Origin of the sequence: Paraburkholderia sp. (genome assembly GCF_035948235.1) — a bacterium.
In the GTDB taxonomy this organism is placed as follows: Bacteria; Pseudomonadota; Gammaproteobacteria; order Burkholderiales; family Burkholderiaceae; genus Paraburkholderia.
Genome location: NZ_DASZJJ010000158.1, coordinates 1 through 24,676 on the forward strand (window position 1 = coordinate 1; position 24,676 = coordinate 24,676).

27 protein-coding genes are annotated in these 24,676 nt (G+C 63.3%); 13 read left to right on the forward strand and 14 right to left on the reverse strand.

Going from position 1 to position 24,676, the window contains the following annotated elements:
* The 5 genes from VG320_RS13930 to VG320_RS13950 form a co-directional block, all read left to right on the forward strand.
* Positions 1 to 257, forward strand: a 257-nt coding sequence (locus VG320_RS13930) for a hypothetical protein (protein ID WP_327200688.1), incomplete at its 5' end; no start/stop codon positions are given.
* A 267-nt stretch (positions 258 to 524) separates the two neighbouring features.
* Complete coding sequence (locus VG320_RS13935) at positions 525 to 1,739, forward strand: DUF2863 family protein (RefSeq protein WP_327200689.1); 1,215 nt, start codon at positions 525 to 527, stop codon at positions 1,737 to 1,739.
* Between the two features lie 197 nt (positions 1,740 to 1,936).
* Positions 1,937 to 2,899: a response regulator transcription factor gene (locus VG320_RS13940; RefSeq protein ID WP_327200690.1), complete on the forward strand. Its 963-nt coding sequence runs from the start codon at positions 1,937 to 1,939 to the stop codon at positions 2,897 to 2,899.
* A 10-nt stretch (positions 2,900 to 2,909) separates the two neighbouring features.
* The gene (locus tag VG320_RS13945; RefSeq protein ID WP_327200691.1) at positions 2,910 to 3,584 is read left to right on the forward strand and encodes an energy-coupling factor ABC transporter permease; all 675 of its coding nucleotides are present in this window, start codon (positions 2,910 to 2,912) and stop codon (positions 3,582 to 3,584) included.
* Positions 3,585 to 3,849: 265 nt separating this feature from the next.
* Positions 3,850 to 4,566 (forward strand): BspC domain-containing protein, encoded by a 717-nt coding sequence (locus VG320_RS13950; protein WP_327200692.1) that lies wholly within the window; start codon positions 3,850 to 3,852, stop codon positions 4,564 to 4,566.
* 102 nt (positions 4,567 to 4,668) lie between these two features.
* On the opposite strand, the gene VG320_RS13955 is transcribed toward VG320_RS13950, so the two are convergent.
* Together VG320_RS13955 and yaaA are read right to left on the reverse strand one after the other, a co-directional pair.
* Positions 4,669 to 5,832 (reverse strand): M14 family metallopeptidase, encoded by a 1,164-nt coding sequence (locus VG320_RS13955; protein WP_327200693.1) that lies wholly within the window; start codon positions 5,830 to 5,832, stop codon positions 4,669 to 4,671.
* Positions 5,833 to 5,891: 59 nt separating this feature from the next.
* On the reverse strand, positions 5,892 to 6,674 hold the full coding sequence (gene yaaA / locus VG320_RS13960) for a peroxide stress protein YaaA (protein ID WP_327200694.1): 783 nt from the start codon (positions 6,672 to 6,674) through the stop codon (positions 5,892 to 5,894).
* A gap of 65 nt (positions 6,675 to 6,739) precedes the next feature.
* Here yaaA and VG320_RS13965 point away from each other — a divergent pair, with 65 nt between their 5' ends.
* Together VG320_RS13965 and VG320_RS13970 are read left to right on the forward strand one after the other, a co-directional pair.
* Positions 6,740 to 7,252, forward strand: a complete 513-nt coding sequence (locus VG320_RS13965; RefSeq protein WP_327200695.1) for a putative toxin-antitoxin system toxin component, PIN family — start codon at positions 6,740 to 6,742, stop codon at positions 7,250 to 7,252.
* Positions 7,253 to 7,335: 83 nt separating this feature from the next.
* Positions 7,336 to 8,550 carry a pyridoxal phosphate-dependent aminotransferase gene (locus tag VG320_RS13970; protein WP_327200696.1) on the forward strand — a complete coding sequence of 405 codons (1,215 nt, stop codon included), beginning with the start codon at positions 7,336 to 7,338 and terminating at the stop codon, positions 8,548 to 8,550.
* Between the two features lie 85 nt (positions 8,551 to 8,635).
* On the opposite strand, the gene VG320_RS13975 is transcribed toward VG320_RS13970, so the two are convergent.
* On the reverse strand, positions 8,636 to 9,277 hold the full coding sequence (locus VG320_RS13975) for a glutathione S-transferase (RefSeq protein WP_327200697.1): 642 nt from the start codon (positions 9,275 to 9,277) through the stop codon (positions 8,636 to 8,638).
* 171 nt (positions 9,278 to 9,448) lie between these two features.
* Here VG320_RS13975 and VG320_RS13980 point away from each other — a divergent pair, with 171 nt between their 5' ends.
* The 5 genes from VG320_RS13980 (at position 9,449) to VG320_RS14000 (ending at position 13,662) form a co-directional block, all read left to right on the forward strand.
* Entirely contained in the window at positions 9,449 to 9,586 is a 138-nt protein-coding gene (locus VG320_RS13980; RefSeq protein ID WP_327200698.1) for a hypothetical protein, read from the forward strand.
* The gene (locus VG320_RS13985) at positions 9,583 to 10,374 is read left to right on the forward strand and encodes an oxepin-CoA hydrolase, alternative type (RefSeq protein WP_327200699.1); all 792 of its coding nucleotides are present in this window, start codon (positions 9,583 to 9,585) and stop codon (positions 10,372 to 10,374) included. The genes VG320_RS13980 and VG320_RS13985 overlap by 4 nt, the downstream gene beginning before the upstream one ends.
* A 17-nt stretch (positions 10,375 to 10,391) precedes the next feature.
* Positions 10,392 to 11,105: a histidine phosphatase family protein gene (locus tag VG320_RS13990; RefSeq protein WP_327200700.1), complete on the forward strand. Its 714-nt coding sequence runs from the start codon at positions 10,392 to 10,394 to the stop codon at positions 11,103 to 11,105.
* 48 nt (positions 11,106 to 11,153) lie between these two features.
* On the forward strand, positions 11,154 to 12,320 hold the full coding sequence (locus tag VG320_RS13995; protein WP_327200701.1) for a phosphotransferase: 1,167 nt from the start codon (positions 11,154 to 11,156) through the stop codon (positions 12,318 to 12,320).
* A gap of 82 nt (positions 12,321 to 12,402) precedes the next feature.
* A complete protein-coding gene (locus VG320_RS14000) occupies positions 12,403 to 13,662 on the forward strand; it encodes an acyl-CoA dehydrogenase family protein (RefSeq protein WP_327200702.1) in 1,260 nt (419 codons plus the stop codon).
* 7 nt (positions 13,663 to 13,669) lie between these two features.
* On the opposite strand, the gene VG320_RS14005 is transcribed toward VG320_RS14000, so the two are convergent.
* Complete coding sequence (locus VG320_RS14005; protein WP_327200703.1) at positions 13,670 to 14,239, reverse strand: hypothetical protein; 570 nt, start codon at positions 14,237 to 14,239, stop codon at positions 13,670 to 13,672.
* Positions 14,240 to 14,429: 190 nt separating this feature from the next.
* On the opposite strand from VG320_RS14005, the gene VG320_RS14010 reads away from it, so the two are divergent.
* Positions 14,430 to 15,146, forward strand: coding sequence for a glutathione binding-like protein (locus tag VG320_RS14010; RefSeq protein ID WP_327200704.1), 717 nt, complete (start codon positions 14,430 to 14,432; stop codon positions 15,144 to 15,146).
* 86 nt (positions 15,147 to 15,232) lie between these two features.
* On the opposite strand, the gene VG320_RS14015 is transcribed toward VG320_RS14010, so the two are convergent.
* From VG320_RS14015 to VG320_RS14060, 10 genes are all read right to left on the reverse strand, one after another.
* The gene (locus VG320_RS14015) at positions 15,233 to 15,715 is read right to left on the reverse strand and encodes a MaoC family dehydratase (RefSeq protein ID WP_327200705.1); all 483 of its coding nucleotides are present in this window, start codon (positions 15,713 to 15,715) and stop codon (positions 15,233 to 15,235) included.
* The gene (locus VG320_RS14020; RefSeq protein ID WP_327200706.1) at positions 15,712 to 16,185 is read right to left on the reverse strand and encodes a MaoC family dehydratase; all 474 of its coding nucleotides are present in this window, start codon (positions 16,183 to 16,185) and stop codon (positions 15,712 to 15,714) included. Before VG320_RS14020 ends, VG320_RS14015 begins: the two co-directional genes overlap by 4 nt.
* Before the next feature lie 45 nt (positions 16,186 to 16,230).
* A complete protein-coding gene (locus VG320_RS14025; protein ID WP_327200707.1) occupies positions 16,231 to 17,352 on the reverse strand; it encodes an acyl-CoA dehydrogenase in 1,122 nt (373 codons plus the stop codon).
* 11 nt (positions 17,353 to 17,363) lie between these two features.
* Positions 17,364 to 18,560: an acyl-CoA dehydrogenase family protein gene (locus VG320_RS14030; protein ID WP_327200708.1), complete on the reverse strand. Its 1,197-nt coding sequence runs from the start codon at positions 18,558 to 18,560 to the stop codon at positions 17,364 to 17,366.
* A 64-nt stretch (positions 18,561 to 18,624) separates the two neighbouring features.
* Positions 18,625 to 19,107, reverse strand: a complete 483-nt coding sequence (locus VG320_RS14035; protein WP_327200714.1) for a DUF1178 family protein — start codon at positions 19,105 to 19,107, stop codon at positions 18,625 to 18,627.
* Positions 19,108 to 19,372: 265 nt separating this feature from the next.
* The gene (locus tag VG320_RS14040; protein ID WP_327200709.1) at positions 19,373 to 19,978 is read right to left on the reverse strand and encodes an NUDIX hydrolase; all 606 of its coding nucleotides are present in this window, start codon (positions 19,976 to 19,978) and stop codon (positions 19,373 to 19,375) included.
* Positions 19,979 to 20,094: 116 nt separating this feature from the next.
* Complete coding sequence (locus VG320_RS14045; RefSeq protein WP_327200710.1) at positions 20,095 to 20,397, reverse strand: DUF2818 family protein; 303 nt, start codon at positions 20,395 to 20,397, stop codon at positions 20,095 to 20,097.
* Positions 20,397 to 21,869 (reverse strand): NADH-quinone oxidoreductase subunit NuoN, encoded by a 1,473-nt coding sequence (nuoN, locus tag VG320_RS14050; RefSeq protein ID WP_327200711.1) that lies wholly within the window; start codon positions 21,867 to 21,869, stop codon positions 20,397 to 20,399. The genes VG320_RS14045 and nuoN overlap by 1 nt, the downstream gene beginning before the upstream one ends.
* Positions 21,870 to 21,893: 24 nt before the next feature.
* Positions 21,894 to 23,393: an NADH-quinone oxidoreductase subunit M gene (locus tag VG320_RS14055; RefSeq protein ID WP_327200712.1), complete on the reverse strand. Its 1,500-nt coding sequence runs from the start codon at positions 23,391 to 23,393 to the stop codon at positions 21,894 to 21,896.
* 13 nt (positions 23,394 to 23,406) lie between these two features.
* A partial coding sequence (locus VG320_RS14060) for an NADH-quinone oxidoreductase subunit L (protein WP_327200713.1) occupies positions 23,407 to 24,676 on the reverse strand: 1,270 nt, incomplete at its 5' end.

Consider the following 24,676-nt stretch of genomic DNA (forward strand, 5'->3'; position numbering starts at 1 on the left):
TCAAAAACCTGACTTACTTCTGTGTGAGACTCTTGATACTTTTGCCACTCCCGACTGATTCCGAAGAACCGGTCAGGCCGCATTCACATCAAGCGCCCACACTTATCGGCTGTAAATTTTTAAAGATCGATCCGCGAAAACCGCCCGGAACATCCTGCTATCCGGCGTTTTTCGCGTCGCTGCGTCTGCAGCAGAGAAACGAGATTATGAAGGCTCTTTTTCGTTTCGTCAACATCTTTTTTTACACTACTGCTTAAAAGATGCCGCCGAAGCGACCCGCCGTTTCTCCCGGCAGGCTTCGCAGCCGGTACGGCAAGCAGCGAAGGAGCGGAATTCTAGTCACGCAGATGACACATTGCAAGCGTTTTCTCGAAGCATCGCTATCCGGCGCATTCGCCCCTCTCAATACCGCGTCCTTGCGACGCCGCAATACTCCCGCCAGCGCTCCCCTGTAGGCCAAACCGATGGCCTGCGCGGAACCGACTAGAATGTGAGGTTCTCCGCATCCCAAACTCACAAGATTTATGCGCTCGCGAATCGCCAAACGTCTTCCTCCTGACGCCGACAAGCTTGTCGGACTGTCACTCGCCCTGTTTGCGTCGGGCAGCCGCACCGAAGACCGCTTCTGGGAGGCCAAGCTCGACACACTCCTCGCGAAGGTCGTGCGCAACGGCAATCAGACTACGCTCGACGCCGCGCTCGATCATCTGCAGCAGAACCATCCGGATGCCTACGGCGCGCTCGCAGACATGGCCGAAACCCACAGCGAGTCGTTCCTCGTCGAGCACGAAGGCGTGCAATACGAAGCGCTGCTCGTCGCCGCCCCCGTGCTCGCCTGGACACGCTACGTCATTCCGTCGGGTCCGCTGAAGGTAGAGGCGGCGGATGCCCTGCGCACGCATCTGCAGGCGCACGTGCTGGCGAGCGGCTCGCGCGTCGCGATGGCGCCCTATCTCTATAGCATCGACCAGTTGCCGCGCCACCACGTCGAAACCTGGCGTCTCGCGCAACAGCTCACTCAGGGCGCACTCAACGGCACGGCTGCGAAGATCAGCGCGAGCGAACTGCCGGAGACGTCGCCCATCCTCGCCGATCCCCGTTTCCTGCTGGCCGTGGTGGCCGCGCCTGTCGGCATGCCGCTTTTCCGCTGGCAGGAAGAAGAAAATGGCACGCGCATCGAGCGCGGCCAGTGCCTCGAACAATGGACCACGCAAGGCGGCGCAAACCTCGCCGTCGTCATGCCGGGCTGCGAATTCGAGTGCCTGCTGCCCGACGCCTACTATTCGGCCTGCCGCGACGCTGACGAGCGGGTGCGACCGCACACGATCCGCACCGCCGTGCGCTACTTGCTCGACACCATCGGCGCGACCGCGCAGGACCTGCGCGCCGTCGTCGCTGGCTTCGGCGAGCGCCGCATCGACGAGTATCGCGTCGGCTTCACGAAGCGCGGCAGCAACGACGTTCTCTACGGTGTCGTATGGCCGCTTTATGGCCGCGAGAATGGCGACGCTGACATCGACGAAGAACCGTCCGAGGAAAATGTAGGAGGCGGTCCGATCGAGGAGATCGTCGCGCTGCTGAAGGAATCCGGCATCACCGATATCCGCCGCCACGCCGGCCGCTTCGAGCCCGAGTACTGCGACGACTGCGGCGTGCCGCTCTATGCCGATCCTCTGGGTGAGATTGTTCATGCAGAGATGCCGGAAGATGCTGAGCCTGTTCAGCCACACTTCCACTAAGCAATAAGACGTTTTCCTACCGAGTCCCGCCTGAGTGCGGGACTTTTTTTTGCCCTACGTCCTACGCCATCTGGACAGGCCGTCGGAAGCCTCTCTTTTTGTCATGATGATGCTGTTGGTCCGGTTTCAAGGCGGTGCGCACCAACGCTGTCACACCGAATCTTTTGAGAGACCTGAAACAAGAGGAGGGCATCCCCATGCGGTTTGCAGTTTTCAATCCGGACGCCGAAAGGCGCGAAGGGCTTAAGGCGCTGTTACGACAAATCGACCGGCGCGCACGCTTTAACGACGCGCCCGACTGGCGCAGCGCCGAGCGCGCGATGCAGCGCTTCACGCCGAACCTGCTGGTGATCGACTGGCACGACGGCATCCAGCCCGGCGAACTGCGTCACTTCGCAAACCGGCATCGAACGCTGCCCATTGCCGTGCTAGTGGACCGCACCGAACCGCCACACAGCGTGAGGGCCGTGCTCGACGAAGGCGCGCGCGGCATCATCCGGCGCACCACCGATTCGATCCTCATCGTCAAGCTGCTCGAACTGATTCTGCTCGGCGGCGATCATCTGCCCGCCGACATCTTCGGCCCGTCGTACTGCCCGCCCGGGCCGTGGCCGGTGCCTCCGCGCCGCAACACGAGGGGCACGGCGGCGCTGCGCAAGGGCACGCGCAAGATCGATCTCTCCCCGCGCCAGGAGCAGATCCTGCGTTGCGTGCACATGGGCAGCACGAACAAGATGATCGCGCGAGCACTCGGCATCAGCGAGGGCACCGTCAAGGTCCATCTGGCGAGCATCTTCCAGCAGCTCGGCGCTCCCAACCGCGCCGCCGCCGTCGCAATCTACAACGGCCTGCTGTCGAGCCAACTACAGGTCTTGCGCACACGTCGCGAAAGCGCGCCGAAACCTGCCTACGGCGAACATGGCGAGGTGCCGTTACGCAAGCGCAGCAAATCAGCCTACCGCTATCCGTTGCAGACAGACGACAACCTCGCGGCGCTACCGCTCGCCGCGGAGCCGGCCGCGCCCTACAACACCGCCGCGCCGGACGCGCCTGCGCCGCCCGCACTACCGTCCGAAGCACGGCCTGGATCGCCTCCCGAAGCGAACGAAGAGCAGGAGACGCCGCCCGGATGCGCACACGTTTTGCCCTCCAACGAGTAATATGAAGCACATGGGATTCCTATACACGCCGCTGCCGCTCTGGGTGATCGTCGTTGCATGGATTGCATCGGCGGGACTGCTCGCGCTCGCGTTATGGAACAACCCGTTCAAGCGTCTGCAGGACGCGACGCTCCAGCACGTTTGGCTTGCCATCATCGTGGCCATTTCCGTGCTGTGGGCGAGCAACGCGTGGCTCGAGGACGGCACCGTGCTGCATCTGCTCGGCGCCACTCTCGTCGTCACGCTGTTCGACTGGGGACTCGCGCTCGTTGCCATGGCGGTCGTGGTGGTATTGGCCGCCGTGGTGTTCGATGCGCCCTGGGACGGCGTCGCCCTCACCTTCCTGGTATTCGGCGCCTTCCCAGTGGGTGTTTCCGCGCTGCTGCAGCGCGCCTGCATCGCGTGGATGCCGCGAAACCTCTTCATGTTTATCGTCGGCCAGGGGTTCGTCTCGCCGGCCATTGCCGTGTCCGCGGCGGCGTATCTCGCGCTTGGCACTCACATGGCATTGAACAACGGTTCGATGCTCACCATCCCGGCAGGTTATGCGTTTAGCGTATTCCTGCTCGCGTCTGGTGAAGCGTGGTTCACCGGCATGGCCACTGCCCTGATCGCTGTGTATCGCCCCGCCTGGGTCACCACCTACGACGTGCGGCGCTATCGCCTGGGCGGCCCGCGCGCCTGAAGATCGCGCAGTGCTGCACTCTCGCGCTGCGGCAATCTCGCACGCCTCTATCCGACAGTCTCCTCGAACGCCGCACCCCGAGCCTGCGCTAGAATGACCAGCGTCCCAACGCGCATGGCCTGATCGATGCAGACAGTCCGCCAGCCGCGCGCAAATCGACTGCCCCAGCCGTTCGTACGAATTTATTTGTTGCAGGCCTGGAACTCATACCAGCGCCGCGGCATCTTACGGTGCCTGACGTCCCACCCTCATCAAGAACAATCAGATGGACCGCAACAACGCATCCCGCCAGTTGCTGACCGTATCCGGCCGACTGGCCGCCTGCGTCGCGAGCCTTGCACTCATGTGCGCGCTGCCCGCGCAGGCCGATCAGCTCGAACAGCAAAACGATCTCGTCAACACCTACGTCACGCAGATGCATGCCGATCCGCTCGTCGCCAGTTGCGCGGCACACGGCAAGTTCATCGCCAGCACGTCGACGGTGCTCGATCACGTCGACTTTCCACCCAGCTCTTTCGACAGCGCACACGCCACCGTGACGCCCTGGAACGACTCGTTCGACGAAGGCAAGCAGCGCGTGAAGGTCGATACGATCGTGACCGTCGACGGCGTCGGCGTGCCGCAGGACAGCAGCCACGAACCCTACGACCTGAAGTTCCGCTGCGGCTATGTGGGCCAGCAGATTCTCGCCTTCAGCTGGAACGATCCTGTGCCGCCGTCGCGCGCGCACAGCGAAAGCAGCGCGGCTGCGGGCGGCACCGCCGCCCATGTGAGCAGCAGGCACGGCGGCAAGTCGAAGAAGGCCACCGGCAAGGGCAAGAGCAAGGGCTCGAAGAAAGCGACCTCAAGTAAGTCGAGCCACAAGTCGTCGGCGACGTCGAAGAGCAGCGCCAAATCTGCGTCGAAATCGTCGTCAAAATCCACCGCGAAGAAGTCGACCGCGAAGAAAACGTCCACGAAAAAGAAGTCGACAACGCAATGATCTCGCGCGCTTCGCCATAAGGCGCGCGTTGCCAGAAACACGAAGGGGGAAGCGGCTCACACCGCTTCCCCCTTTTTCATCGCGCGACGATCGCTACGCCGTTCAGGCGAACGTCTCGACATGATGCAGGATGGCCTGCAGCATCGCGGCGCCGAGCGCGGCGCTGCGCTCGCCGTTCCAGCCCACGCGTTCGTCGGGCAGATTCGCGTTGTCCTTGAACGGCATTTCCAGCGTCAGCGACAGGCAACCGTACTTGTGGCCGATGTACTTCGACGCGAGCTTGAGCGCGTCTTCGCGATAGCGGCTCGCTTCGTAGCCGTGCTTGTCCTGAAAGTCGGGGCTCGCGATCTTGAACGCCTCGATAAAGGCGGTCTGTTCCTTGCGCTGCTGGTCGGTGAAGCCCGGCAGCATTTCCGAGCCCGCCACGAACACGTACGGCAGCGTTTCATCGCCGTGAATGTCGAAGAACAGATCGCAGCCGGTGTCCTCGATCGCCTCGCGCACGAGCAGCACTTCGGGGCTGCGCTGTGCATCCGGCTCCATCCATTCGCGGTTCAGGTTCGCGCCCGCCGCGTTGGTGCGCAGGTTGCCGTGGCGGCTGCCGTCCGGGTTCATGTTCGGCACGATGTGGAACACCGCGTGGTCGAAAATCTTGCGCGCCACCGGATCGCCCGCCCAGTCGCCCATGCCCGCGAGACGCTTGACCAGCCCTTCGACAAACCACTCGGCCATCGTCTCGCCCGGATGCTGACGCGCGATGATCCACACGGTCTTCTTGGGCTTGCCTGCGGGCGTATCGTCGCCGGGCGTCGCCAGCGTGAGCAGCGACATCGGCCGGCCTTCGACGGTCTGGCCGAGTTCGGTGAGCATCGCGTGCGGCAGTTGCTGCATCATGCCGATGAACTCGGAATGACGCTCTTCAGCGTACGGCTCGAAATAGGCGTAATAGATGCTGTCGAAATCGGGCGTGTGATCGATGGTCAGCACCTTGCCGTCGTACGAAGTCGGCACGCGGAACCAGTTCACGCGGTCGTAGCTCGCCACCGCCTCATAGTTGCGCCAGCCTTCGGGGAACGCGCACTGCGCCGCGTTCTCGAACGTCATCACGCAACGCTCGCCGCGCACGCCCGAGATGCGGAAATAGAACCACTGCGCGAATTCCGATTGGTTATCGGGGCGCACGCGCAGGCGGATCTTCTCAGCCTCTTCGCACGAGATCACTTCGATCGCACCCGCGTCGAACTGGCTGGAAATGGAAATCGTCATGACTTTTCCTTCGCTGGGTCAGCAATCAGGTTTGTTGGGTCGAGTCGCTCAATGAGCGCTCAGTCGGCAATGCGCCGGCGGAAAACATAAGTGGAATCGTTCGATGCGTCGTCATCGAATGCATAGCCTTCGACATCAAAGGCCTTGAGCGCTTCGGGCTCGGCGATGCGGTTCTCGACCGCGTAGCGCGCCATCAGGCCGCGCGCGCGCTTCGCATGGAAACTGATGATCTTGTAGCGCCCGCCCTTCCAGTCCTCAAAGACCGGCGTGACGATGGGCGCGTCGAGCTTCTTCGGCTTGACGGCCTTGAAGTACTCGGTGGACGCGCAGTTCACGAGCACGCGCGCGCCCCGGTTGTTGCGCTCCAGCTGCGCGTTGAGCGCGTGCGTGATGCGCTCGCCCCAGAACGCGTACAGATCCTTGCCGCGCGGATTTTCAAAGCGCGTGCCCATCTCCAGACGATAAGGCTGCAGCAGGTCGAGCGGACGCAGCACGCCATAGAGCCCCGAAAGCACGCGCACGTGATTCTGCGCGTAATCGAGATCGGCATGCGAGAGCGAGCGGGCGTCGAAGCCTTCGTAGACATCGCCGTTGAAGGCCAGCACGGCCTGCTTGGCGTTATCGCGGCTGAACTTTGTCGACCAGTCGGCGTAGCGCTGGAAATTCAGGCGCGCGAGCGGGTCCGAAATGCTCATGAGCGTGCCGATCTGCTGCGGCGACAGACGGCGCAGACCGTCGATCAGCTCGGCGGCGTCGTCGACGAAATCGGGGATGGTGTGGGCGTCGATGTGCGCCGGCGTGTCATAGTCGAGCGATTTGGCCGGCGACAGAACGATTATCATAGAGGCTTGCAGGCACACAAGTGCCGATGTTCAAAGGCGAAAGCCCGATTGTAGCGAATTCACGAATGACCGGTTTCACGCCCCTTGACCACGCCCCGTTCCAGACCCCGATCCAGGACGCCAGCGGCCCGCTGACCGTGGTGCTCGATTCCAACGTCTGGCTCGACATTCTCATCTTCGACGACCCGCACACGCGGGCGATCCGCAACGCGCTCGAAAGCGGCGCGCTGGCCGCGCTGATCGACACACGCTGTCAGGGCGAGCTGGCTTACGTGCTCGACTATCCGCAGTTCCAGGGGCGCGGCACCGACAAGGCGGCCGCACTGGCGATGCTGGCCACGCTGGTGCGCCAGATCGAGACGCCCGAATTGCCCGCCGACGCGCGCGCACTGCCGCAATGCCGCGACCGCGACGACCAGAAGTTTCTGGAGCTGGCGCGCGCAAGCGGCGCGGCATGGCTGGTCTCGAAGGATCGCGCCGTGCTCAAGATGGCAAAGCGCATCGCACGCGACTTCGGCTTTCGCATCGGCACGCCGGATACGTTTGTCGCCGAATGCGGGCTGGCCACCGCGCCCTGAAGCGGCGCTGAGCCCCGCCTGCAACGCACGCGCTGCTGCCCTACAATCAGCCTTCCCGTCCCAAGTCTTCTACCGTCCGCGCCATGAACGCACCGCATCCTTCCCAAGAATCGACGCAAAACCCGACGCAAACCCCGACGCAAACCCTGCTCACACCCTCTTTTCCGTCCCGGTTGCCCAATGTCGGCACGACGATCTTCACGGTGATGAGCGCGCTGGCCGCCGAAAAAGGCGCGGTGAATCTGGGTCAGGGCTTCCCCGATTTCGGCTGCGACGAGCGCATCGTCGATGCGGTTTCGCAGGCCATGCGTGACGGTCACAACCAGTATCCGCCGATGGCAGGCGTGGCCGCGCTGCGCGATGCGATCTCCGACAAGATCGCGAGCGTCTACGGCCGCCGCTACGACGCCGCCAGCGAGATCACGGTGACGGCGGGCGCGACCCAGGCGCTGCTCACGACGATCCTCGCCACCGTCCATCCCGGCGACGAAGTCATCGTGGTCGAGCCGACCTACGACAGCTATCTGCCGTCGATCGAACTCGCGGGCGGCACGCCGGTGTTCGTGACGCTCGAAGCGCCCGACTACGCGATTCCGTTCGACCGCCTCGCTGCGGCGATCACACCGAAGACGCGCCTGATCCTCATCAACACGCCGCACAACCCGACCGGCACGGTCTGGCGCGCAGACGACATGCGCAAGCTCGAAGAAATCGTGCGCGGCACCAACGTGCTGATCCTCTCCGACGAAGTCTACGAGCACATGGTCTACGACGGTCAGCCGCACGAGAGCGTCGCGCGCTATCCGGAACTGGCCGCGCGAAGCTTCATCGTGTCGAGCTTCGGCAAGACGTTTCACGTGACGGGCTGGAAGGTCGGCTATGTGGCCGCGCCCGCCGCGCTCACGGCGGAATTCCGCAAGGTGCATCAGTTCAACGTGTTCACGGTGAACACGCCGATGCAGGTGGGTCTCGCGCACTACTTGCGCGATCCGCAGCCGTATCTGCAACTGCCTGCGTTCTATCAGAAGAAGCGCGACTTCTTCCGCGCGGGTCTCGCCAATTCGCGTTTCAAACTGCTGCCCTGCGAAGGCACCTACTTCCAGTGCGTCGATTATTCGGCGATCAGCGACCTGCCCGAGGCCGAATTTTCGAAGTGGCTCACCGCCGAAATCGGCGTCGCCGCGATTCCCGTGTCGGCGTTCTATCACGAGCCGCATGAATCGGGCGTCGTGCGCTTTTGCTTCGCGAAGCAGGAAAGCACGCTCGCGAGCGCACTCGAACGCCTCGCGCGCCTCTGACGCGCCCAGCACGCCAGGGCCCCGCGCGATGCATCCGCGAACGTCAGAGCGTTCCGGCGCATCGCGCGGGGCTTTGATCATCGCATCAGCGCGTCGCCTCGATATACGCCTTGCGATCCGCACCGACTCGCTGCGCCGCCGGTCGCGCGCTCAACAGCTTCACGTACGCCTTCCAGTCCACGCCCGCCTCCGCCAGCATGTCGCGGCCGTAGATGGCCTGCGTCGCCATGCCGACAAGCGGCAGATTCACGAACGCCGACATATCGACGATGCCGAACTGCTCGCCGCGCGCATACGGCGCGAACGTGGCGAGGCGCTTGAGGCTCTCGACATAGCGCGCGACGCGCTTTTCCACGCTCTTCTTCACCTCGTCGCTCACCGTGCCGCCGAAGAACGCCTCGGCATAGAGTTCACGCACGGCCAGTTCCAGATGCGTCTCGATCACGGTGATCAGCTCACGTTCCTTGGCCGCCTGCCAGGGATCGGCGCTAAAGATGCGCTTGTCGGGAAAGCGCGCCGCCAGATACTCGACGATGACTTCCGATTCGCACAGAAAGCCCTCTTGCGTCTCGATGAACGGCACCTTGCCCGTGGCCGACTGGGCGAGTTGCGCTTCGGCGAGCGGCAGCTTCGTCAGCACTTCCTCGAACTCGATGCCGTGTTCGAGCAGCACGAACTTGACCTTGTTGTAGTAGTTCGAGAGGGCAAAACCATGCAGCTTGATCATCCTCGTTTCCTCCTGGGAGCGACGGCCTGCGTTCCGGCTACGGGTGAACCCGCAGCACGCCGGAAATGCGCAGAACCTTTTTCATAAAAATGTACGACCGTGCTATTCTAGGCCAATCATGGAGCCACGCTTCCAATGACTTTGAAACATTCCAACATTGAGACAAGCGGTGTGCAGACGCACTCCGCCGACACCTTCGCCAAACTCGCGGCAAAAGGCAAGCGCGACGCATTGCGCATGAATTCGCGCATGAATTCAGCCACCCACCCCGTCCATCCGCATATTCTCTCGACCGAGGCATCGCAATGAGCGCCGAACTCCGCACCAGCCGCCCCGAAAACCACGAATCGACGCTCGTGCTCACCTTGTCGAACCCCGGCGCGCGCAACGCGTTGCACCCCGACATGTACGCCGCCGCGATCGAGGCGTTCGACGCCGCCGAGCGCGACGAATCGCTGCGCGCGATCGTCCTCACGGGCGCGGACAACTTCTTCTGCGCGGGCGGCAACCTGAACCGTCTGCTCGAAAACCGCGCCAAGGACCCGTCGGTGCAAGCCGCCAGCATCGACATGCTGGCCCATTGGGCCACCGCCATGCGCCAGTCGAGCAAGATCGTGATCGCCGCCGTCGAGGGCGCCGCCGCGGGCGCAGGCTTCTCGCTCGCGCTGGCCGCCGATCTGCTGGTCGCCGCCGAGGACGCCAAATTCGTGATGGCCTATTCGCGCGTGGGCCTGACGCCCGACGGCGGCGGCTCGTGGTTTCTCTCGCGTGCGCTGCCGCGCGCCCTCGCCTTCGAAGTGATGCTTGAAGGCAAGCCGATCGGCGCACAACGTCTTGCCGATCTGGGCGTCGTCAATCGTGTGGTCAAACCGCAGAGCGCGCTGGACGCAGCGCTCGCGTGGGCTGACGACCTCGCGAAGATTTCGCCCAATTCGGCCGCGCGCATCAAGGCGCTCACGAACGCCGCGCCGTTGCAGACGCTCGACGCGCAACTCGTCGATGAGCGCGAGAGCTTCGTGAGTTCGCTACATCATCGTGACGGCCTCGAAGGCATCACCGCGTTCCTCGAAAAGCGCGCGCCGGTCTACAAGCGCTAAACCTGCGGCAAAAGACAATGAGCGAATTCCAGTTGCCCAAGCGCCGCCGCATCTATCTGATGCGCCACGGCGACGTCACCTACTTCGACGACAGCGGACGCGCAATCGACCCCGACACCGTGCCGCTCAACGAAACCGGCCGCGCCCAGGCGAGCGCCGCGGGTCAGGCGTTTGCGCAGCAAGGCGTGCGCTTTGACCGCGTGATCGTGAGCGGCCTGCGGCGCACGGTTGAAACGGCGCAGCGCGTGCTGGCCGCCACCGGCCAGAAGATCGCGCTGGACGAGCAACCCGCGTGGCAGGAGATTCACGGCGGACGTCTGGCCGACATTCCGCCCGCCGATGTCGAGGACGCGTTTCTGCGCGCCTTCGATGGCGTCGTCCCCGAAGCCACGCGCTTTCTCGGCGGCGAGTCGATCGGCGAGTTGCTCGACCGGGTGCTGCCCGCCGTCGCCACACTACGCGCCGATACCTCGTGGGACACGGCGCTGCTGGTCCTGCACGGCGGCGTGAACCGCGCGATTCTTTCGCATGCGATCACGGCGGGCGCGCGCACGTTCTTCGGCCATCTCGCGCAGACGACGGGCTGCATCAACGCGCTCGACGTGGGGGCCGCGCCTCACGACTGGGTCGTGCGCATGCTCAATTACGCCCCGCCCACGCCGCTGCACCGCGACGTGCGCAACACGACGATGGAAATGCTGTACGCGCAATATCTGCGCTTTTCGCCCTGAGCGCGAGCGCAGACTACCCATACTGGAGTACTGAAGAGGGAGGCAGACATGGCGCAAGCCACGCCGGATGGAGACACAACCCGCAGTAGCAGCCAGAACACGCAGCAAAGCGACGCCGATCGCTCGACCGACTTCTCGGCTTTCGAGGGCACGCGCCCGGTTGCCGAGCGTCAACGCTTCGACACGGCAGCGCTCGCCGCATGGCTTTCGGCGCACGTCGAAGGCTTCGAAGGGCCGCTCACGGTCGAGCAGTTCGCCGGCGGCCAGTCCAATCCCACTTTCAAGCTGGTGACGCCCACGCGCAGCTACGTGATGCGCGCCAAGCCCGGCCCGAAAGCGAAGCTGCTGCCCTCGGCGCATGCCATCGAGCGCGAGTACCGCGTGATGGACGCGCTTGGCGCCACCGACGTGCCGGTCGCGAAGATGCTCGCGCTGTGCGAGGACGAAGCCGTGATCGGCCGCGCGTTCTACGTGATGGAGTTCGTCGAGGGCCGCGTGCTCTGGGATCAGTCGCTGCCCGGCATGACGCGCGAAGAGCGCGGTGCGATCTACGACGAGATGAACCGCGTGATCGCCGCGCTCCACAACGTCGATCCGAACGCCATCGGCCTCGCCGATTACGGCAAGCCGGGCAATTACTTCGCACGCCAGATCGATCGCTGGAGCCGTCAGTATCAGGCGTCGGAAACGGAATCGATCGAAGCGATGAACCGCCTGATCGACTGGCTGCCTCTGCATATTCCCGATGAAAACGCTGGGGGTGACGGAAACAGCAGCGCACGTGTCTCGATCGTCCACGGCGACTTCCGTCTCGACAATCTGATCTTCCATCCCACCGAGCCGCGCGTGCTCGCGGTGCTCGACTGGGAACTGTCGACGCTCGGCAATCCGCTCGCGGATTTTTCGTATCACTGCATGGCCTGGCATGTGGAGCCGGGGCAGTTTCGCGGTATCGGCGGGCTGGACTGGGCCACGCTCGGCATTCCGGACGAGCAGGAATACGTGCGCCGCTATTGCGAACGCACGGGCCTCACGATCCAAGGCGACTGGAACTTCTATCTCGCCTACAACATGTTCCGCATCGCGGCGATTTTGCAGGGGATCATGAAGCGCGTCGTGGACGGCACGGCCGCCAGCGCCCAGGCAGCCGACGCAGGCCGCCGCGCCAAACCGATGGCCGAACTCGCGTGGCACTACGCGCAGAAGGTTCGCTAGAACATCCGCATTCAGTCTGTGTATTCAATCCGCACTCGATTCTGCTCAGTGCTTTCTTAGTGCTTTATTGCCGAGGTCCTGGATGAATTTCGATTACACCCCGAAAGTGCAGGCGCTGCGCGAGAAACTGCTCGCGTTCTTCGACGAACACATTTATCCGAACGAAGCCGTCTATCACGCGGAAGTCGAGCGCAACCGCGCCAACGGCAACCCGTGGATCGCCACCGAAATCGTCGAACAACTCAAGGTCAAGGCGCGCGAAGCGGGCTTGTGGAATCTGTTCCTGCCCGAATCGCATCGCGGCGCCGGCCTGACGAACCTCGAATACGCGCCGCTGTGCGAGATCATGGGCCGCGTGATCTGGGCGCCCGAAGTGTTCAACTGCAGCGCGCCCGATACGGGCAACATGGAAACCATCGAGCGCTACGGTAGCGACGAGCACAAGCGCCAGTGGCTCGAACCGCTGCTGCAAGGGCAGATCCGCTCGGCGTTCCTGATGACGGAACCGGAAGTCGCCTCGTCGGACGCCACCAACATCCAGACGCGCATCGAGCGCGACGGCGACGATTACGTCATCAACGGCACCAAGTGGTGGTCGTCGGGCGCGGGCGATCCGCGCTGCGCGATCTACATCGTGATGGGCAAGACCGATCCGGACGCACCCCGCCACGCGCAGCAGTCGATGATCCTCGTGCCCGCCGACGCCGCCGGCATCACGGTCAAGCGCCCGCTCACCGTGTTCGGCTATGACGACGCGCCGCACGGGCATATGGAAATCAAGCTCGAAAACGTACGTGTGCCCGCATCGAACATTCTGCTGGGCGAAGGACGCGGCTTCGAGATCGCGCAAGGGCGTCTGGGACCGGGCCGGATTCACCACTGCATGCGCCTGATCGGTCTCGCGGAGCGCGCGCTGGAATTCATGTCGAAGCGCGCGCTCTCGCGCGTCGCCTTCGGCAAGACGATTGCGCAGCAGACCGTCACGCAGGAGCGCATCGCCGAGGCACGCTGCATGATCGAGCAGGCGCGCCTGCTTACGCTCAAGACCGCGTACATGATGGACACCGTGGGCAACAAGGGCGCGCGCGGCGAGATCGCGATGATCAAGGTGGTGGCGCCCAACATGGCCTGCCAGGTGCTCGACTGGGCGATCCAGGTACACGGCGGCGGCGGCGTGAGCGGCGACTTCCCGCTGGCCTACGCCTACGCGCAGGCGCGCACGCTGCGTTTCGCCGATGGTCCGGACGAAGTACACCGCAACGCCATCGCCAAGCTCGAACTCTCGCGCTATATGGACGCGGGCGCGGCCTCGCGCGTGGAGATGCCGGTTACGCGCTCGTAATCCGCTGTCACGGCGTCGTGGCGAGTGCTTTCGCCACGGCCGCCAGCGTGCGCTTGCGAATCCATCCGCTCGACGCGCGTATGGCGAACCAGTACGGCGTCATCAGCGCCCGGGTGCCGAACGAGGGGCAATCGACGAAAGTTTCGGTGACGAGATGCGCCTCGTCCCTGCCATCTTCCAGCACGCGAAAACGCAGCACCAGTCTGGCGATGTCGGCACGCGTGAGCGCAATGAACCCGGCCGCATCGGCCACCTTGACGAGTCCGAAATCAGTACGCCAGAAGCGGCCCGCCAGTCCGTAGGTCAGTTCGCGATCGTCACGCTGCAACGGCGTAAACGCGGACAGATCAAACGGCTCGCAATGCTTGCCGCCTAGCCGCTGCAACAGCCGTTCGGGCCATTCACGCACGCGCAGCAGCGTGTCGATCACCGGATCGGCGCGCATGTCGAAGGCCGCCACGGCCTCGATGATGCGCGATGGCGGCGCGTGCCCCACCGTCGCTTCGTGCCGCTCGTAGAACGTGTAATCCGCAAGAAATGGCGCGGGTGATGCGGTTCGTCCGACCATCTTATCCATCGTCTTTATCGAGTAAGCAGCGATGCCCGACATGATGCCATCGCCTGCCGCGAAGCGATTTCCACGCTGTCATTGAGGTCGTTTTTGGCGCTTCTGCGACACGCGTCGAACTATGCTAACGTCCGCAAAATCCGGCGCGCGGCAACGGTGCGCCTCTCATGTGCTGCCAGGAAATCACGAAGGAGTCACGATGATCGACGTCTATAGCTGGGCGACGCCCAACGGCCACAAAGTCCATATCATGCTGGAGGAAACCGGTCTCGAATACCGCGTGCATCCGGTCGATATCGGCGCGGGCGACCAGTTCAAACCCGAATTCCTCGACATCAGCCCGAACAACAAGATCCCCGCCATTACCGATTCCGAAGGCCCGGTGCGTGCGGACGGCAAGCCGTTCTCGCTGTTCGAGTCGGGCGCGATCCTCGTCTATCTGGCCGCGAAGACGGGCAAGTTCATGCCCGAAGACCTCGCCGCGCGTTACGACGTGCTGCAGTGGGTGATGTTCCAGATGGGCGGTCTCGGGCCGATGCTCGGCCAGGCGCATCACTTCCGCATCTACGCGCCCGAGAAGATCGAATACGCGGTGAACCGTTACACCAACGAAGCGAAGCGTCTCTACAACGTGATGGAAACGCAGCTCGAAAAGACCGAATACCTGGCGGGCAACGAGTACACCATCGCCGATATCGCCGCGTTCCCGTGGACGCGTTCGTGGCAAAACCAGGGCGTCGATCTCGATGCGCTGCCCAACGTGAAGCGCTGGCACGAGACCATCGCGGCGCGGCCCGCGGTCCAGCGCGGCGTCCAGGTGCTCGCCGACGCGCGCAAGCCGCTGATGGACGACAAGGCCAAGGAAATGCTGTTCGGCGCAACGCAATACGCGAAGCACGACTCGAAGGCGGCCTAACGCCTTTGCGGTCGAGCCGATAAAAAAGGGCGTCTGGTTTTCGACCAGACGCCCTTTTCGCATCTGCCGCGTGGCAGATTACACGTTCAGAAGTAATGCCGCGAAATAAATTCGGCGATGCAGGCGGGCCGCTCGCTGCCTTCGGTTTCGAGGCTCACGTTCCACACGACCTGCGCGCCACCGCCTTCGACATCGCTCACTTCCTTGACGCCGAAACGGCCGCGCAGCTTCGCGCCCACCGGCACCGGCGAGGTGAAGCGCACACGGTTGAGCCCATAGTTCACGCCCATGCGCTGACGCAGCTTGATCGTCGAGGCCAGCAGCACCGGCACGAGCGAAAGCGTGAGAAAACCGTGCGCGATCGGGCCGCCAAACGGCGACTCGCGGCGCGCGCGTTCCTCGTCGATATGAATCCACTGATGGTCGCCCGTGGCGTCGGCGAAACCTTGCACGGCCGGCATGTTCACTTCGCGCCACGGGCTCACGAAAGGCTCGGCGCCCACCAGCGCGCGCAAGGCGGCCAGATCGGGAATCTCCAGCGCTGTCGGTGCGCTTGCGACGTCACTCATGCGGTGTCTCCTGTGGTTTGCGCGCCCGGATGGCGCAGTCCGAACATGCCCTTCGACGAAACCGTCACGACCAGTTCGCCGTGCTGGTTGCGTCCTTCCCAGCGCGTTTCGACGATGCCGCGATCGGGCTTGCTCTGCGAGACACGCTTGCTCACGACGATATTGGTCATCGCGAGCGTGTCGCCCACGCGCACCGGCTTGATCCAGCGAATCTCGTCGATACCCGGCGAGCCCATCGAGGTCGAGTCCTTGAAGAAGTTGCGCACCAGCATGCCCATCATCGTCGAGCAGGTATGCCAGCCGCTCGCCACGAGCGCGCCAAACATCGACGCCTCGCCGCCCGCCTCGCTCAGGTGGAACGGCTGCGGATCGTACTTCTGCGCAAACTCCACGATCTCCTCGCGCCCGAACGTGTGCGAGCCGACTTCATACGCCTTGCCCACTTCGAGATCTTCGTAACTCAAACCCATCGATGGCTCTCCGAATCGACTATTGCCCAATGCTCATGCAGCAACTCACGCAGCGATCTGCGCGAAACCCGGCAGCGAGGCGAAACGTTCGAGATGATAGTCGACGTCGCCGAGCGTGGTTTCGATGATCGAAAGACGCTTGAACAGATGCGCCGCCGCGACCTCGTCGGTCACGCCCATGCCGCCGTGCAACTGCACCGCCTGCTGGCCGACATAGCGCGCCGCCTGCCCCACGCGCGCCTTTGCCGCGGAAATCGCGCGGCGCCGCTCGTCGGGCGATGCGCTACTGTAGCGCGCCGCCGCCAGATACGTGAGCGAGCGCGCCTGTTCGCCGTGAATCAGCATTTCGGCCATACGGTGCTGGAGCGCCTGGAAACGCGCGATCGGCATACCGAACTGCTGGCGTGTTTTGGTGTATTCGACCGTCGCGTGATTGAGCGCGTCGATGGCGCCGACGGCTTCCGCGCACAGCAGGAAGGTGGCGTAATCGGCGATCTGCTCCCACGTGGCCGCACCCGTGTTGCCCAGGCGCCGTGCCCTCGCGCCGTCGAACCGGAGCGTAGCGGCACGCTGGCCGTCGATGGTGCGATACTCGCTCACCGACACGCCCTGCGCGTCACGCGCCACCACGAACAGCGCCACTTCGCCCGCCAGACGCGCGGGCACGATCCAGTAGTCGGCCTGCGCGCCGTGCTGCACGACCGACTTCGCACCGCTCAGCGCGAAACCGTCGCCGGATTCCTTCGCGGTCGTCGCAAGCTCAAACAGGTCGTAGCGTGAGCCGGGCTCGTGGAAGGCGGGCGCGAGCTTGATTTCGCCGGTGGCGACGCGTTCGAGCAGCGTGGCATTATCGGCGTTGTCTGCACCTGCGAGCTTGAGCGCTTCGATGCCCACGGCGCTGGCCCAGTACGGCTCGACCACGAGTGCGCGGCCCAGCTCCTGCATGACCACCAGCATGTCGAACGGCGTGCCGTCGAAGCCGCCCTGCTCCGCCGGTACCGGCAGCGCGGTCAGGCCCAGTTCGACGAACGCATTCCAGTGCGCCGCCGACACGCCCTCGGGCGTCTTCACGATCGCCCGGCGCGCTTCGAAGCCGTAGTTCTTGTCGAGATAGCGACGCAGCGCGTCGGCGAGTTGCTGTTGCTCTTCGGTGAAATTGAAGTCCATTGCGCCGCTCCTCAAATCCCCAGAATCATCTGCGCGATGATGTTCTTCTGGATTTCGTTCGATCCGCCGTAAATCGACGTCTTGCGGTAGTTGAAGTAGTACGCCGCCAGCGGTGCCGCGTCGTCGTCGCCTGCAATCGAATGCGCGTGCTCGCCTTCGAGGAAGGCCGGATCGAACGGCGCGGCCAACGGCCCGACCGCATCGACCATCAGCTCAGTCAACGCCTGCTGGATTTCGGTGCCCTTGATCTTGAGCATCGACGCCTCAGGCCCAGGGCCGCGACCGTTGTTGCTGCTGGCGATCACGCGCTCGGCGGTGACTTCCAGCGCCATCAGCTCGATTTCGACGGCGGCCACGCGCGAAGCAAACACCGGGTCGTGCAGCAGCGGCTTGCCGTTCTTCTTCTGGTTGAGCGCGACGTGCTTGAGGAACGCGAGTTCGCGGTTCGATGCGCCCACCCGCGCGATGCCGGTGCGCTCATGGCCGAGTAGATACTTCGCGTAGGTCCAGCCGCGATTTTCCTCGCCGACGAGGTTCTCCACCGGCACCTTCACGTCCTCGAAGAACACTTCGTTGACCTCATGGTCTTCGTCGAGGGTGATGATCGGGCGCACGGTGATGCCGGGCGTCTTCATGTCGATCAGCAGGAACGAGATGCCCTCCTGCTTTTTCGCGGCGGGGTCGGTGCGCACGAGGCAGAACATCATGTCGGCGTGCTGGCCGAGCGTGGTCCAGGTCTTCTGGCCGTTCACGACGTAGTGATCGCCATCCCTGACGGCGCGGGTGCGCAGCGAGGCGAGGTCAGAACCCGAACCCGGCTCCGAATAACCCTGGCACCACCAGTCTTCGCCCGAGAGAATGCGCGGCAGATAGCGGCGCTTTTGCGCCTCGTTGCCGTATTTCATGATGACGGGCGCGACCATCGATACGCCGAACGGCAGGACCGGCGGCGCGCCGATGCGGCCGCACTCGGCGTCCCAGATATGGCGCTGCGCTTCGGTCCAGCCGGGGCCGCCCCATTCGGCGGGCCAGGCAGGCGCCGACCAGCCTTTGGTGCCAAGCAGCTTGTGCCAGTTCGCGATGTCCTCGCGGCTCAGGCGTTTGTGGTTGAGCACTTTGGCGCGCGCGTCCTGAGGCACGTTGGCCTCGAGCCAGCTGCGGACTTCAGCGCGGAATGCGTCGTCGGTAGGGGTGTAGTCGAGATCCATGCGGTTTGTCTCCTGGCCGCGGCTGGTTGGGAGCGAACCCGAACCGCAGCGAAGACCCGCATGGCTATTGCAGCGGACCCTTCAGCGCGGCCGGTACCGGCAGCGGCATCACATCGATGCCTTCTTCGACGAGGGCTCGCGCATCCTCCGCGGAAGCGACGCCGCGAATATTGCGCGCCGGCGCTTCGTTGTAGTGCATGCGCCGGGCTTCCTCGGCGAAACGGTCGCCTACGTTCTCCGTTTTCTCCAGGACCTCGCGAATCGCGCGCAGCGCCTGCGCCTGCCACTGTGCGGCTGGCCCGGCATGCTGCGCCTGACTGCCCGCGTTCGCAACAGATGCAGCAGCCGACGACGCTGCCGATGACCCGGCACTCGTCGCGCCCGACAGATTCAGCCGGGGCGCGGACGGTACGCGGGCCACGTTGGTGGCGCCGCACATCGGGCATTCGACCAGTTTGCGTGAAAGCTGCGATTCGAAATCGTCAGCGGAAGCGAACCAGCCTTCAAACCGATGGCCGTCTGGGCACTGTAAATCGAGGACCTTCATGGGGAATCGAGGCTTGCGTTGGAGTGTAGCGCAAAATGAAAATTTGTGAACGATCGTTCGTAAAATTTCCGGACGGGGAAAACACCGATGCCGCGCGGTTTTTACGTGCAGTGGCAAAGCGCCCCGCTTGATCGGTGGTCGATTGTAGCGCCGCGCGAGTTGGCCCGCTTGCCTTTGACTGCCGCAAAAATGTGGCGCCGATGTGAAAACGGCGGCCTTGCGGGCCGCCGTCATCGAAACACCTAAACTGCGTGCCAGTCGGCAATCAGCCCTGCTCGGGTTGGGCGAGCGGCCAGCTACCCGACAGCGCCTTTTCAAGCCAGAACGTGCCGATGATGGTTTTCACGTCCGTGATCTTGCCCTCACGCACCCAGTCAAGCAGCTCAGGCAGCGTCGCGGTAAAGGTTTCCAGGAATTCGCCTTCGTCGAGCTTCGACTCGCCCGCCGTCAGGCCGCGCGCGAGATAGATATCGATGAACTCGGTCGAGTACGAAATCACCGGATGGATCTTGGTGAGATAGATGTACTCGCGCGCCTCGTAGCCGGTCTCTTCCTTCAGCTCACGCTTGGCACACGCCAGCGCACCTTCCTGCGGATCGAGCTTGCCCGCCGGGAATTCGGTCATCACTCGCGCGAGCGGATAACGGTACTGGCGCTCCATCAGCACGCGGCCATCGTCGAACAGCGGAATCACCATCACCGCGCCCGGATGCTGGACGTATTCGCGCGTGGCGCGCTTGCCGTCGGGCAAGGCCACGGTGTCGCACTTGAGCGTGAGGAATTTGCCCGCGTGGAGCGTCGTGCTTTCCACACACGTCTCGGCGAGCGCAGGATCGTGCGTCTCGTCGTTTCTCAGATGGTCAGCAGCCATGTTCAACCTCGGGGGGATCGGAATAGAAACGGAAATCGGGAAGGCGCGGAACAGCCGCGCTGCAATCGAAAATGCACGCGCCCCGCTATCGGGCGAGGCGCTGCATTGGCGTCGGTCTACGCCGGACGGCGTTTGACGAGATATTGCCAGGCGAAGCCAGGAAACGCGAACACGACAAAAAGACTGAACGTGATGGCGTAGAACTGCCAGCCCTGGTCAAAGCGGTTACCGGCGCGTGCTTCCAGGAGGAAGCCGAACGCACCGACCACGAAATACAGCACGATCAGCTCGGCGATGCGGATCCACGCGCTCTTTTTGGGCGCGCGCATCGGCAGGAAGCCGAACAGACGCTGATTGAGAAACGGCAGGTTGGCGCCCGCGAGCGCCAACAACACGATAAACCAACCGGCTGCCGACATTACAGGGGCAGCGTATGCGTCACGGCCTGCAGGCACAGCGACATGAGCGGACCCGGGATGATGCCGAGCACGAGCACAGCCACACCGTTGATCGTCAGCAGCGCGCGGTTGCTGGCGTGGCTCACGATCGGCGAGGTGTCCTGCGGCGCATCGAAGTACATCAGCTTGACGATACGCAGGTAGTAGAACGCGCCAAACAGCGACGTAATCACGGCCAGAATGGCGAGCCACGTGAGGCCGGCGTTCATGGTCGCTTCGAGCACGGCGAGCTTCGCGTAGAAACCGACCGTCGGCGGGATGCCGGCGAGCGAGAACATCACCAGCATCATGACGAAGGCGAGCATCGGGCTGCGATGGTTCAGGCCCTTGAAGTCGTCGAGCGTTTCGGCTTCGAAATCGCGGCGCGCGAGCATCATCACCACGCCGAACGCGCCAAGCGTCGTGATCAGGTAGACGATGCTGTAGAACATCGCCGAGCTGTACGCGCTGGCCGCGCCCGTCGCCTTGTTGTCGACGATGCCGGCGAGCAGACCGAGCAGCACGAAGCCCATGTTCGAGATCGCCGAGTACGCCAGCATGCGCTTGACGTTGCGCTGGACGATACCCGTGATGTTGCCGACGATCATCGACAGCGCCGCGAGAATGATCAGCATTTCCTGCCAGTCCACGGCCAGCGGCAGCAGACCCATGACGAGGAAGCGCACCGCCCACGCGAACGCGGCAACCTTCGGGCCGCCGCCGGTGAGCAGCGTCATTGCAGTCGGTGCACCCTGATAGACGTCCGGCACCCACATGTGGAACGGCACCGCGCCCATCTTGAACGCCACGCCCGCAACCACGAACACCACGCCGAACAGCAGCACGATGTCATTGATGTGGCCCGAAGCAACTGCCTTGAACACGTCGGAAAGGTCGAGCGAGCCCGTCGCGCCGTACAGCATCGAAATGCCGTAGAGCAGGAAACCCGAAGCCAGCGCGCCCAGCACGTAGTACTTCATCGCCGCTTCGTTCGACTGCGACGCGTCACGGCGCAGCGCGATCAACGCGTAGAGCGACAGCGACATCAGTTCGAGGCCGAGGTACAGCGTGAGGAAGTTGTTGCCCGAGATCATGACGATCTGGCCGAGCAGCGAGAACATGCCAAGCAGGAAGAACTCGCCGCGGAACAGATCGCGGTCTTCCAGATACTTGTGCGAGTACACGATCGACACGGCATAGCCGAGCGTGACCACCGACTTCATCGCACTCGCGAACGGATCGACCACGTACATGCGCGTGAAGAAATAGCTCACGTGCGGGTCGAAGGCGTTCACCGCAAACCAGAAGCCGGCGACGATGGTCGTCAGCAGCGCGATGAAATAGGTCGTACGCCGGCCCGACGGACCGGAGAACGTGTCGTTGAGCCACGCGACGATGATGCCGGTGAGTACCAGCGCATCGGGTAGCAGAGCGTACATAGGGGCGTTTGGCATGATCTTTTGTTCCTCCGCTCGGTATTACTGTGACAGCGGCAGTTTCGACACTGCGACGTGGGAGAGGAGGTTTTCCACGGATACGTGCATCACATCGGTAAAGGGCTTCGGGTAGATGCCCATGAAGAGCGTGAACAGCGCGAGCACGACAAGAATCCCGTACTCACGGCTGTTGATGTCCTTCAGCTCGCGAACGTGGTCGTTCGTGATGGCGCCGAAGTACACCCGCTTGTACATCCACAACGTGTAGGCCGCGCCCAGGATCAGCGTGAACGCCGCCCCGAATGCGATCCAGAAGTTGAACTTCACAGCCGCCAGAATCACCATGAATTCGCCGACGAATCCCGAGGTGCCCGGCAGACCGCAGTTGGCCATCGCAAACAGCATGGCCAGCGCCGCGAACTTCGGCATCGTGTTGACGACGCCGCCGTAATCGGCGATCTGACGCGTATGCATGCGGTCGTACAGCACCCCGATGCACAGAAACATGGCGCCCGAGACGAAACCGTGCGAGATCATCTGGATGATCCCGCCTTCGACCGCAAGCTGGCTCGACGGGCCGAACATAAAGAAGCCGAGCGTGACGAAGCCCATGTGGGCGATCGACGAGTACGCGACCAGCTTTTTCATGTCCGACTGCACCATCGCCACAAGGCCGATGTAGATCACAGCGATCAACGACAGCGTGATGATGACGGGCGCCAGATAGTGGCTCGCGTCCGGCGTCACCGGCAGCGAGAAACGCAGGAAACCGTACGCCCCGAGCTTGAGCATGATCGCGGCCAGCACGACCGAGCCGCCCGTGGGCGCTTCGACGTGCGCGTCCGGCAACCACGTGTGGACGGGGAACATCGGCACCTTCACCGCGAATGCGAAGAAGAACGCGACAAATAGCAGAATCTGCGGCGTCATCGCCAGCTTCGCGTCCTGCCAGGCGGCCATCTCGAACGTGTGCGTCACACGGTACAGATACAGCAACGCGATCAGCATCAACAGCGAGCCGGCCAGCGTGTACAGAAAAAACTTGAAGGCCGCGTACACGCGGTTCGGACCACCCCAGATCCCGATGATGATGTACATCGGGATCAGCGTGGCTTCGAAGAACACGTAGAACAGCAGGCCGTCGGCGGCGCAAAAGACGCCGATCATCAGACCCGACAGGACAAGGAAGGCGGCGAAATACTGCGCGACGTCTTCCTTGATGACCTGCCAGCCCGCGATCACCACGATCACGGTAATGAGCGCCGTGAGCACCACGAACCACACCGCAATGCCGTCGACGCCCAGGTGATACGCAATGTTGAAACGGTCGATCCAGACCGACTTCTCCTCGAACTGCAGCGCAGCCGTGGTGGTGTCGAAGCCTGAAACGAGCGGCAACGTAACAAGGAAACTAAGCACTGAACCGATGAGCGCGAGCCAGCGGGCCCGGCCCGGGTTCCGGTCGGAACCCACTACTAAAACGATGACGCCGAAAATGATCGGCATCCAGATCGCAATACTGAGAATCGGGGTTGCGTGCATGCGTTTCCTCGCCTTATTTGCCGCTGAGCGTTACAAACAGGGTAAGGAGGCCAAGCATGCCAATAATCATGGCAAATGCGTAGTGATAGATATAGCCGGATTGCAGGAAACGAATGACAGTTGCAAACCAGCCGATAAACTTGGCGCTCCCGTTCACGACGCCGTCGATCACGACAACATCGCCCTCCTTCCACAGACCGCGACCGATCGCGACTGCTCCGCGAGCGAAGACGATTTCGTTGATCTTGTCGAGGTAATACGCATTTGCCAGCAGCTTGTAGACCGGCGAGAACGTGCGTTGCACCACGGCCGGCAGATCCGGGCGCTTCATGTAGAAGAACCACGCCACCACCACACCCGCAAGTGCAAGCCAGACCGGCGCGCCCGAGAACGCATGCGCGCCCATCGCGGCCCAGCCCTGGAACTCTTCTGCCATCTCGGTCAGACCCGGATGGTTCTGGCCGATGAAGATGACCTTGTCGAACGCCACGCCGTTCTGGAAGAACGAACCGAACAGCAGCGGCTGGATCGCGTAAGCACCAGCAATGATCGAGGGAATCGCGAGCAGCACGAGCGGCACCCAGATCACCCACGGCGACTCGTGCGGAACGTGCACGTGATGGTCGTCGTGACCATGATCGCCATGAGCGTGACCGTGCGCGGCTTCAATCGCCATCGGCGATTCCGGATGCTTCGGACCGCGGAAGCGCTCTTCACCGTGGAACACCAGGAAGTACATGCGGAACGAGTACAGCGCCGTGACGAACACGCTCGCCACCACCGCGAAGTACGCGAAACCCGAACCCGGCAGATGCGACAGCTTCACTGCATCGATGATCGAGTCTTTCGAGTAGAAGCCCGAGAAGAACGGCGTACCGATCAGCGCGAGCGAACCGATCAGCGACGTGATCCAGGTGATCGGCATGTACTTGCGCAGGCCGCCCATGTTGCGCATGTCCTGGTCGTGATGCATGCCGATGATGACCGAACCCGCGCCGAGGAACAGCAGCGCCTTGAAGAACGCGTGCGTCATCAGGTGGAAGATCGCCACCGGATACGCCGACACGCCGAGCGCCACCGTCATGTAGCCGAGCTGCGAGAGCGTCGAATACGCGACCACGCGCTTGATGTCGTTCTGCACGATGCCGAGGAAGCCCATGAACAGCGCGGTGATCGCGCCGATCACGACGATGAACGACAGCGCAGCGTCCGAGAGTTCAAACAGCGGCGACATGCGCGCGACCATGAAGATACCGGCCGTCACCATGGTGGCGGCGTGGATC

Bases quoted from the DNA above. Each gene is read 5' to 3' on its own strand.
- VG320_RS13975 (WP_327200697.1), bottom strand. From the start codon at position 9,277: ATGATCAAGCTGCATGGTTTTGCCCTCTCGAACTACTACAACAAGGTC.
- VG320_RS14000 (WP_327200702.1), top strand. From the start codon at position 12,403: ATGAATTTCGATTACACCCCGAAAGTGCAGGCGCTGCGCGAGAAACTG.
- VG320_RS13965 (WP_327200695.1), top strand. From the start codon at position 6,740: ATGACCGGTTTCACGCCCCTTGACCACGCCCCGTTCCAGACCCCGATC.
- VG320_RS14005 (WP_327200703.1), bottom strand. From the start codon at position 14,239: ATGGATAAGATGGTCGGACGAACCGCATCACCCGCGCCATTTCTTGCG.
- VG320_RS14015 (WP_327200705.1), bottom strand. From the start codon at position 15,715: ATGAGTGACGTCGCAAGCGCACCGACAGCGCTGGAGATTCCCGATCTG.
- VG320_RS14030 (WP_327200708.1), bottom strand. From the start codon at position 18,560: ATGGATCTCGACTACACCCCTACCGACGACGCATTCCGCGCTGAAGTC.
- VG320_RS13995 (WP_327200701.1), top strand. From the start codon at position 11,154: ATGGCGCAAGCCACGCCGGATGGAGACACAACCCGCAGTAGCAGCCAG.
- VG320_RS14045 (WP_327200710.1), bottom strand. From the start codon at position 20,397: ATGTCGGCAGCCGGTTGGTTTATCGTGTTGTTGGCGCTCGCGGGCGCC.
- VG320_RS13985 (WP_327200699.1), top strand. From the start codon at position 9,583: ATGAGCGCCGAACTCCGCACCAGCCGCCCCGAAAACCACGAATCGACG.
- VG320_RS13935 (WP_327200689.1), top strand. From the start codon at position 525: ATGCGCTCGCGAATCGCCAAACGTCTTCCTCCTGACGCCGACAAGCTT.
- VG320_RS13940 (WP_327200690.1), top strand. From the start codon at position 1,937: ATGCGGTTTGCAGTTTTCAATCCGGACGCCGAAAGGCGCGAAGGGCTT.
- VG320_RS14055 (WP_327200712.1), bottom strand. From the start codon at position 23,393: ATGCACGCAACCCCGATTCTCAGTATTGCGATCTGGATGCCGATCATT.
- VG320_RS14010 (WP_327200704.1), top strand. From the start codon at position 14,430: ATGATCGACGTCTATAGCTGGGCGACGCCCAACGGCCACAAAGTCCAT.
- VG320_RS13955 (WP_327200693.1), bottom strand. From the start codon at position 5,832: ATGACGATTTCCATTTCCAGCCAGTTCGACGCGGGTGCGATCGAAGTG.
- VG320_RS13950 (WP_327200692.1), top strand. From the start codon at position 3,850: ATGGACCGCAACAACGCATCCCGCCAGTTGCTGACCGTATCCGGCCGA.
- VG320_RS13945 (WP_327200691.1), top strand. From the start codon at position 2,910: ATGGGATTCCTATACACGCCGCTGCCGCTCTGGGTGATCGTCGTTGCA.
- VG320_RS14040 (WP_327200709.1), bottom strand. From the start codon at position 19,978: ATGGCTGCTGACCATCTGAGAAACGACGAGACGCACGATCCTGCGCTC.
- VG320_RS14035 (WP_327200714.1), bottom strand. From the start codon at position 19,107: ATGAAGGTCCTCGATTTACAGTGCCCAGACGGCCATCGGTTTGAAGGC.
- VG320_RS13990 (WP_327200700.1), top strand. From the start codon at position 10,392: ATGAGCGAATTCCAGTTGCCCAAGCGCCGCCGCATCTATCTGATGCGC.
- VG320_RS14020 (WP_327200706.1), bottom strand. From the start codon at position 16,185: ATGGGTTTGAGTTACGAAGATCTCGAAGTGGGCAAGGCGTATGAAGTC.
- nuoN (WP_327200711.1), bottom strand. From the start codon at position 21,869: ATGCCAAACGCCCCTATGTACGCTCTGCTACCCGATGCGCTGGTACTC.
- VG320_RS13970 (WP_327200696.1), top strand. From the start codon at position 7,336: ATGAACGCACCGCATCCTTCCCAAGAATCGACGCAAAACCCGACGCAA.
- yaaA (WP_327200694.1), bottom strand. From the start codon at position 6,674: ATGATAATCGTTCTGTCGCCGGCCAAATCGCTCGACTATGACACGCCG.
- VG320_RS14025 (WP_327200707.1), bottom strand. From the start codon at position 17,352: ATGGACTTCAATTTCACCGAAGAGCAACAGCAACTCGCCGACGCGCTG.